General features: G+C 74.3%; 7 protein-coding genes and 1 pseudogene. 7 read left to right on the forward strand and 1 reads right to left on the reverse strand.

The window, feature by feature from the left end; genetic code table 11:
- Positions 1-262: 262 nt before the first annotated feature.
- From ABZU46_RS10495 to ABZU46_RS10510, 4 genes and pseudogenes are all read left to right on the forward strand, one after another.
- Positions 263-586, forward strand: a pseudogene (locus ABZU46_RS10495) (phosphoribosyl-AMP cyclohydrolase); the annotation flags it as partial.
- Between the two features lie 180 nt (positions 587-766).
- Positions 767-1,195 carry a phosphoribosyl-AMP cyclohydrolase gene (gene hisI / locus ABZU46_RS10500; protein ID WP_354856182.1) on the forward strand — a complete coding sequence of 143 codons (429 nt, stop codon included), beginning with the start codon at positions 767-769 and terminating at the stop codon, positions 1,193-1,195.
- A complete protein-coding gene (locus tag ABZU46_RS10505; protein WP_354856173.1) occupies positions 1,192-2,745 on the forward strand; it encodes an anthranilate synthase component I in 1,554 nt (517 codons plus the stop codon). The genes hisI and ABZU46_RS10505 overlap by 4 nt, the downstream gene beginning before the upstream one ends.
- 55 nt (positions 2,746-2,800) lie before the next feature.
- On the forward strand, positions 2,801-3,367 hold the full coding sequence (locus ABZU46_RS10510; protein WP_354856174.1) for a Trp biosynthesis-associated membrane protein: 567 nt from the start codon (positions 2,801-2,803) through the stop codon (positions 3,365-3,367).
- On the opposite strand, the gene ABZU46_RS10515 is transcribed toward ABZU46_RS10510, so the two are convergent.
- Positions 3,368-3,637: a hypothetical protein gene (locus ABZU46_RS10515; protein ID WP_354856175.1), complete on the reverse strand. Its 270-nt coding sequence runs from the start codon at positions 3,635-3,637 to the stop codon at positions 3,368-3,370.
- 487 nt (positions 3,638-4,124) lie between these two features.
- Between ABZU46_RS10515 and trpC the strand changes: the two genes are divergently transcribed.
- Genes trpC through trpA form a run of 3 tightly spaced genes read left to right on the forward strand, consistent with a single transcriptional unit; the run spans position 4,125 to position 7,009 of the window.
- The gene (gene trpC, locus ABZU46_RS10520) at positions 4,125-4,928 is read left to right on the forward strand and encodes an indole-3-glycerol phosphate synthase TrpC (RefSeq protein ID WP_039906616.1); all 804 of its coding nucleotides are present in this window, start codon (positions 4,125-4,127) and stop codon (positions 4,926-4,928) included.
- Positions 4,929-4,965: 37 nt separating this feature from the next.
- A complete protein-coding gene (trpB, locus tag ABZU46_RS10525; RefSeq protein ID WP_354856176.1) occupies positions 4,966-6,204 on the forward strand; it encodes a tryptophan synthase subunit beta in 1,239 nt (412 codons plus the stop codon).
- Between the two features lies 1 nt (position 6,205).
- The gene (trpA, locus tag ABZU46_RS10530) at positions 6,206-7,009 is read left to right on the forward strand and encodes a tryptophan synthase subunit alpha (RefSeq protein ID WP_354856177.1); all 804 of its coding nucleotides are present in this window, start codon (positions 6,206-6,208) and stop codon (positions 7,007-7,009) included.
- Positions 7,010-7,177: the final 168 nt, after the last annotated feature.

The following is a 7,177-nucleotide window of genomic DNA, read 5'->3' on the forward strand; positions in this document are numbered from 1 at the left end:
CAGTCACGCCCGACGGGCCGCCACCGCGCACAGCGACGTCGACCTCGACGTGCTGGTCGGCGGCTCCCCGTACGCTGCCCGCCGCGCGTACCTGGCCGAGACCGCCGGCCGGGTCACCCACGTCTCGGTGGCCGCCCGCGACGTCCGCTCCTGGGTGCACCGGCTCGGCGAACCGGCCGACTGGGCGTTCGGGCTGCCGGTCACCGCGCCGGCCCGGCTGCTCTGGGCCGACCCGCACTGGCGGCCCCGGATCGACCTGCCGGTGCTCTGCCAGCCCGCCGGGCCACCCCGGCTGGAGGAGCTGATCGCCATGCTCGGCAAGGCCGCCGCCGCCCGGGCCGCCGCCGACCGCCTCGGGGTCCGGCTCGCCGTGGCGGACCTCGCCCGGCTCTGCCCGTCGGTGCTGCGCCCGGCGAACCCGTCGGTACGGGTGTCGTCCCGGCGGGCGGCGTTCGCGGCGGCCCTGGAGCTGCCGGTCGCCCCCGCCGGTTACCGGGACGACATGCTGCTCTGCCTCGGGCTGCGTCCGGGCGGCACCGGGCAGCTCTGGGCCGCCGCCGTACGGCTGGTCGCCGGGATCCTGCCGTTGATCCGCCCGTACGCCGGGGAGATCGCCGACACGGCCGGCGCCGACCTGGCCGACGCCCTGGTCGACGGCCGGCTGGACCGCTACATGGCCCAGCTCGCCCGGCCCGTGGGCCACCCGCCGAACCCTCGGCGGGAGTCGTCGCCGGTGCCCGCGCCGCGTGCAGGACAATGGGTAACTGTGCCCGTACCTGACGCGCCGGTGACCGGCGTCCCCAGCGATCCGAGCGGCCCGGCGGCGTCGACGCCGGCCCGTCCGTCCCGGCTCGACCCGGCCACCGCGGCCCGGCTGCGCCGCACCGCCGACGGTCTGGTCGCCGCCGTGGTGCGCGCCCACGACTCCGGCGAGGTGCTGATGGTCGCCTGGATGGACGACGAGGCGCTGCACCGCACCCTCACCACCGGCCGGGCCACCTACTGGTCGCGCAGCCGCCGGGAGTACTGGGTCAAGGGCGCCACCTCCGGCCACCACCAGTACGTGCGCTCCGTCGCGCTGGACTGCGACGGCGACGCGCTGCTGGTCAGCGTCGACCAGGTCGGCGCCGCCTGCCACACCGGGCACCGGACCTGCTTCTTCACCGAGCTGCCGGTGACGGGGGCCGGCACATGACCGACGGCGCGGTGAGCCCCGACCTGGCCACCTTCACCGACGTGGCTGCCCGCTGGCGCGTGGTGCCGGTCACCCGACGCCTGCTGGCCGACGCCGAGACCCCGGTGGGTGTCTACCGCAAGCTCGCCGGCGGGCCCGGCACGTTCCTGCTCGAGTCGGCCGAGCAGGGCGTCGGCTCGGCGGGCATGGCCTGGTCGCGGTACTCGTTCATCGGCGTGCGCAGCAGCGCCACCCTCATCGAGCGGGACGGGGTGGCGACCTGGCTCGGCCAGCCGCCCGCCGGGCTGCCCACCGACGGCGACCCGGTGCGGGTGCTGCGGGACACCGTCGCGGCGCTCGCCGGCCCGCTCGGGGACCCGTCCGACGATCTGCCCCCGCTGACCGGGGGCATGGTCGGCTACCTCGGCTACGACCTCGTCCGCCGCTTCGAGCGGCTGCCCGAGCTGACCGAGAACGACCTGGGCGTGCCCGAGCTGGGCATGATGCTCGCCACCGACCTGGTGGTCCTCGACCACTACGACGGCTCGGCGATCCTGGTCGCCAACGCGGTGCTGCCGCCGCTGGACACCCCGGGCCGCGACGCGCAGGTCACCGCCGCGTACCACCACGCGGTGGGCCGCCTCGACGCGATGACCACGGCGCTGTCCCGACCCATCCCACCGATGATCTCCACGGTCGAGCGTCCACCGGCCGACGAGGTTCTCTGTCGTACGCCCGAGGGTGGCTACCTGAAGGCGGTGGAGGCCGCCAAGGAGGCGATCCGGGCGGGCGAGTGCTTCCAGATCGTGCTGTCCCAGCGCTTCGAGCGGGCGACGCACGCCGATCCGCTGGACGTCTACCGGGTGCTGCGCACCAGCAACCCCAGCCCGTACATGTACCTGCTGCGCTTCGACGGGTTCGACATCGTCGGCTCGTCGCCGGAGGCGCACCTGAAGGTCACCGCCGGTGCGGACGGGCGGCGCCGGGCGCTGCTGCATCCGATCGCGGGCACCCGGCCACGCGGTGCCACCGCCACGGCGGACGCCGGGCTCGCCGCCGAGCTGCTCGCCGACCCCAAGGAGCGTGCCGAGCACGTGATGCTCGTCGACCTGGGCCGCAACGACCTGGGCCGGGTCTGCGAGCCGGGCAGCGTCCAGGTGCCCGAGTTCGCGACCATCGAGCGGTACAGCCACGTGATGCACATCGTCTCCACCGTGACCGGCACGCTGCGTGACGACTGTTCCGCGTTCGACGCGCTCGCCGCGACCTTCCCGGCCGGGACGCTCTCCGGGGCGCCCAAGGTGCGGGCCATGGAGATCATTGAGGAGTTGGAGCCGGTCCGCCGCGGTCTCTACGGCGGCACGGTCGGCTACTTCGGCTTCGGTGGCGACCTGGACATGGCCATCGCCATCCGGACCGCGCTGATCCGCGCCGGCCGCGCCTACGTGCAGGCCGGCGCGGGGGTGGTCGCCGACTCGGATCCGGCCGCCGAGGAGCAGGAGACCCGCGACAAGGCCGCCGCCGTGCTGGCCGCGATCGCCGCGGCGGAAACGCTGAGGGCGGCCCGGTGAGCGCGAGGAGTGCAGCGCAGCGGAGCCCCGCAGTCGCGAACGAAAGGTTGGTCCGGTGAGCGTGGCGGGTCGGCGTCAGTTGACGTACGCCACGCTGCTCTGCCTGGCGGGCGCGGGCCTGGCGCTGTGGGCGGCGACCCGGGGCTGGTCGGTCGAGCTGACCGCGCGGCCGGCGCCGCTGCCGCCGGTTCGCGAGGCCCGCAGCGGGGCCGCCCTGCTGCCGTGGCTGCCGGCGCTGGCGCTGGTCACGCTGGCCGGCGGTGGCGCGGTGCTGGCCACCCGGGGTTGGGTGCGGCGGCTGCTGGGCGTGCTGCTGGGCGTTCTGGGCCTGGCGGTGGCGGCCGGTGGTGGTTACGGGTTGGTCGCCGATCTCGACGGCGTGGTGAGCCGGCAGTGGCCGGCGCTGTGCCTGCTCGGCGGTCTGCTCGCCGCCGTGGGCGGCGGGTGGACGGCGCTGCGGGGCGGCGTGTGGCCGGCGATGGGCGCCCGGTACGAGCGGCCGACGCGGACCGTCACGGAGAGTGCGCCCACGACGGTCGCCCCACCGGGCCGGATGGCCGGGCGGCGGACCACCGAGGCGTGGGACGCGTTGGACCGGGGCGAGGACCCGACGGCCGGCTGATCAGCCGACCGGCTGACGCTCCCGCTGCGGGCGGGCGGAGACGGCGCGGGCGGCGGTCAGTTCGGCCACCAGGCGGTCCAGTTCGGCGCGTCGGTCGGCGCGGGCCCGGTCGGCGCAGACCGCCTCCCAGGCGTTGCCGCGTGCCGTGCGCATCCGGCCCTCGCCGACGACGGCCCGCTCCAGGGTGTGCACCACGCCGACGGCGAGTGACGCCACGGTCCGGGAGATGGTGGTCAGTCCGATGCTCGGGTTCGACTCGGCAATGCTCATTGGTCACCCCGCACGAGGAGTTGGCGACGGTCGGGCAGGCGCGTCATCGAGTCTGCCCGAGGACGATGCTGGCCGGCTGACGTTTCGCCGGGGTGACCGCCCGGTCAACTGTCCCGCCATGCCCGCGATCTGGCACCGGCCGTTCGGCCTTGAGCTTGCTCACAGCATCGACCGGTGTCGTTGTCGTCGGGCGGCGAGCCGGAAGCGGTGGCATGATCGATGGGTCGGCCCGGTTCGACCGGGGCCGCCGGGCCCCCGTCGTATGACGGCGGTCGATACCGGAGGTGGCGCTGCGTGACATCCCGTTCACGGCAAGTCGGCCATTATGCCGCAGCCCTTTTCGTGAGCAGCGCCATACCCCCGGCTCCCGGCGTCGGTCGGCTGCCCCTAGCATCGGCCCATGACACCCGGAGAGGGGAGTCCGTTGGTGACTGCTGAGCATGCGCACGCGGAGGGGGACGAGGCCGGTCAGGCAGCGTCCGTAAGCGTGCTCGACGAGATTCTGGCTGGCGTGCGCGAGGACGTCGCCCGACGCCAGGAACAGGTTCCGTTGGAACGGATCCGTGAGCTGGCCGCGGCGGCGCCGCCGCCGCTGGACGCCTACGCTGCGTTGCGTAAGCCCGGCGTGGCGGTCATCGCCGAGGTCAAGCGCTCCTCGCCGTCCAAGGGCCGGCTGGCCGAGATCGCCGATCCGGCCGATCTCGCCGTCGACTACGCGGCGGGCGGGGCGCGGGCGATCAGCGTGCTGACCGAGGGGCGCTGGTTCGGCGGGTCGCTGGACGACCTGGCCGCCGTCCGGGCCGCGGTCACCGTCCCCGTGCTGCGCAAGGACTTCGTGGTCTCCAGCTACCAGGTGCACGAGGCGCGCGCGCACGGCGCCGACCTGGTCCTGCTGATCGTGGCCGCCCTTGAGCAGAACGTGCTGATGGGCCTGCTGGAGCGGATCGAGTCGCTGGGCATGACCGCGCTGGTCGAGGTCCACGACGAGGAGGAGGCCGACCGGGCCCTGGAGGCCGGTGCCCAGGTGATCGGGGTCAACGCCCGTGACCTGCGTACCCTTCAGGTGGATCGGTCGGTGTTCGAGCGGATCGCGCCGGGCCTGCCGAGCAGCGTCGTCAAGATCGCCGAGTCCGGCGTCCGCGGACCGCACGACCTGATCCGGTACGCCTCCGCGGGCGCGGACGCGGTTCTCGTCGGCGAGGGCCTGGTCACCCAGAAGAGCCCACGCGAGGCGGTGGCCGAACTGGTCAACGCCGGCAACCACCCGGCGACGCCCCGGCCGGTGCGCTGACCCGCGCCGGTGTGACGCCCCACCGAGAGGATTTCCGATGAGCGCCGATGCGCTGGCCCCGGTGGCCGGCTCGCAGCCCGACTCCGCCGGCCACTTCGGCCGCTTCGGCGGTCGGTTCGTGCCCGAGGCCCTGGTGGCCGCGCTCGACGAGCTCGACGGGGCGTGGCGTACGGCGATCGCGGACGAGTCCTTCCGGGCCGAGTTCGGGGCGCTGCTGCGCGACTACGCGGGCACGCCGTCGCTGCTCTACGAGGCCCGGCGGTTCTCCGCGAAGGTCGGCGCGCGGGTGCTGCTCAAGCGTGAGGACCTCAACCACACCGGCGCCCACAAGGTCCGCAACGTGCTCGGCCAGGCACTGCTCACCAAGCGGATGGGCAAGACCCGGGTGATCGCCGAGACCGGGGCGGGCCAGCACGGCGTCGCCACCGCGACCGCCGCCGCCCTGTTCGACCTGGAGTGCGTGGTCTACATGGGCGAGGTCGACACCGAGCGGCAGGCGCTCAACGTGGCCCGGATGCGGATGCTCGGCGCCACAGTCGTCCCGGTCACCACCGGCTCGCGCACCCTCAAGGACGCGATGAACGAGGCGATGCGCGACTGGGTGGCGAACGTCGACGAGACCCACTACCTGATCGGCACCGCCGCCGGGCCGCACCCGTTCCCGGCGATGGTCCGTGACTTCGTCCGGGGCATCGGTGACGAGGCCCGCCAGCAGTGCCTCGACCTGACCGGCGCGCTGCCGGACGCCGTCACCGCCTGCGTCGGCGGCGGCTCCAACGCGCTGGGCATCTTCCACGCCTTCGTGCCCGACGAGGACGTGCGGCTCTACGGCTTCGAGGCCGGTGGCGACGGGGTGACCACCAGTCGGCACGCCGCGAGCATCACCGGCGGGTCGGCGGGCGTGCTGCACGGCGCCCGCACGTACGTGCTGCAGGACGCCGACGGGCAGACGCTGGAGTCGCACTCGATCTCCGCGGGCCTGGACTACCCGGGCGTCGGGCCGGAGCACGCCTGGCTGCACGACACCGGCCGGGCCAGCTACCTGCCGGTCACCGACGCCGAGGCGATGGCCGCGTTCGAGCTGCTCTGCCGCACCGAGGGGATCATCCCGGCGATCGAGAGCGCGCACGCCCTCGCCGGCACCGTCACGCTGGCTCCGAAGCTGGCCGCCGAGCTGGGCCGGGAGCCCACCATCGTGGTCAACCTCTCCGGCCGGGGCGACAAGGACGTGCACACCGCCGGGGACTACTTCGGCATCCTCGACAAGGAGCACTGAGATGAGCCGCATCGGGGTGGCCTTCGACAAGGCCCGGGCCGACGGGCGGGCCGTGCTGGTCGGCTGTATGCCGGCCGGGTTCCCGACCGTCGAGGGCAGCATCGCGGCCATGACGGCGATGGTCGAGGCCGGCGTCGACGTCATCGAGGTGGAGATTCCGTACTCGGATCCGGTGATGGACGGCCCGGTCATCCAGAAGGCCAGTGACATCGCGCTGGCCGGCGGCGTCCGGACGTCCGACACGCTGCGCATCATCGAGGCGGTCGCGGCGACCGGCGCGCCAGTCGTCACGATGACCTACTGGAACCCCATCGAGCGGTACGGCGTGGACGTGTTCGCCCGCGACCTCGCCGCCGCCGGCGGCACCGGCCTGATCACGCCGGACCTCATCCCCGACGAGGCTGCCGAGTGGCTGGCCGCCTCGGACGCGCACGGCCTGGACCGCACCTTCCTGGTGTCGCCGTCGTCCACCGACGCCCGGGTGGCGATGACCGTGGACAACTGCCGGGGCTTCGTCTACGCCACCGCCGTGATGGGGGTGACCGGCGCTCGGGCGCGGACGTCCGACGCCGCCCCCACGTTGGTCTCGCGGGTTCGCGCGGTCACCGACCTGCCGGTCGGTGTCGGCCTGGGCGTGGGCACCGGAGCGCAGGCCAGCACCGTCGCCGGGTACGCCGACGGGGTGATCGTCGGCAGCGCGCTCGTCCGTTGTGTGCTCGACGCCTCCTCGGAGGCCGAGGGGCTGGCCGCGCTGCGCACCCTCAGCGCCGAACTCGCCGAGGGCGTCCGCAACCCCGCGCGCTGACCTCGGCCCCCGGGCCCGGACGCCGGCCCTTCGGGCCGCTGGGCGCTGCACCGCTGGTCCCGTTCGGCTGGCCGGTGGTTTCGTTCGGCCGGCCGGTGCGACGGACGGCATGAGCGCCGGGCCTGCCTTTCGCTGAAGAGACGTATACCTGTGAGTCATGTTCATGAC

It is taken from the genome of Micromonospora sp. NPDC005197 (assembly GCF_040608295.1).
Classification (GTDB): domain Bacteria; phylum Actinomycetota; class Actinomycetes; order Mycobacteriales; family Micromonosporaceae; genus Micromonospora.

What these genes read in the sequence shown, in the direction of transcription:
- ABZU46_RS10505 (WP_354856173.1), top strand. Translation starts at nt 1,192, where the DNA reads ATGACCGACGGCGCGGTGAGCCCCGACCTGGCCACCTTCACCGACGTG.
- ABZU46_RS10515 (WP_354856175.1), bottom strand. Translation starts at nt 3,637, where the DNA reads ATGAGCATTGCCGAGTCGAACCCGAGCATCGGACTGACCACCATCTCC.
- trpA (WP_354856177.1), top strand. Translation starts at nt 6,206, where the DNA reads ATGAGCCGCATCGGGGTGGCCTTCGACAAGGCCCGGGCCGACGGGCGG.
- trpB (WP_354856176.1), top strand. Translation starts at nt 4,966, where the DNA reads ATGAGCGCCGATGCGCTGGCCCCGGTGGCCGGCTCGCAGCCCGACTCC.